The following is a 255-nucleotide window of genomic DNA, read 5'->3' on the forward strand; positions in this document are numbered from 1 at the left end:
ACGAGACCGCCGCGACCTGCGCCGGCTTCCTGCGACGGGCAACCGCGTGGTTCGCCGCCCACGGCATCACCGTTGAACGCGTCCTGACCGACAACGCCTGGGCCTACACGAAGAACACCTGGCGCGACACCTGCCGCGACCTGGGCATCAGCCCCCGCTGGACCAGGCCCTGGAGGCCCCAGACCAATGGCAAGGTCGAACGCTTCCACCGCACCCTGCTCGACGAATGGGCCTACATCCGGCCCTACACCTCAG

1 protein-coding gene is annotated in these 255 nt (G+C 68.6%); it reads left to right on the forward strand.

Annotated features, from left to right (window positions below; all coding sequences use genetic code 11):
* The coding region (locus QSK45_RS38205) for a TnsB C-terminal domain-containing protein (RefSeq protein WP_285563546.1) at window positions 1–255 on the forward strand (255 nt) is incomplete at both ends.

Origin of the sequence: Streptomyces hygroscopicus subsp. hygroscopicus (assembly GCF_030269125.1) — a bacterium.
Classification (GTDB): domain Bacteria; phylum Actinomycetota; class Actinomycetes; order Streptomycetales; family Streptomycetaceae; genus Streptomyces; species Streptomyces hygroscopicus_C.